Consider the following 345-nt stretch of genomic DNA (forward strand, 5'->3'; position numbering starts at 1 on the left):
ACTCACCGTGATCACATCATCGACATGATCCTTACAGATATCAAACGGCAATTTCCCGATCTGGCGCACAGCCACTCCATCAGCAAAAATACCCACCTGATCTAGCGTAACGCGCTTACCGGCTTTTTTCGCAGCTAACAAACAAGCCGCATCCTCAGGCTCTACGCCGATCACCTTAATTTCAGGGCGCAGATATTTAATGTATGCAGCCATCCCCGCAATAAGGCCCCCGCCACCGCAAGGAATAAATACCGCATGCGCTGCGTCCGTGTGCTGCTTTAGCAACTCCATTGCAACCGTTCCCTGACCGGCTATCACGTCTTCATCATCGTAAGGAGGGATGTA

The 345-nt window shown here is 51.3% G+C and carries 1 protein-coding gene; it reads right to left on the minus strand.

The annotated features are described in order from the left end of the window. Positions 1 to 345: pyridoxal-phosphate dependent enzyme (locus tag A3751_RS01775; protein ID WP_156492182.1), on the minus strand; the 345-nt coding region annotated here is incomplete at both ends.

This window comes from Oleiphilus sp. HI0080, from assembly GCF_001635135.1.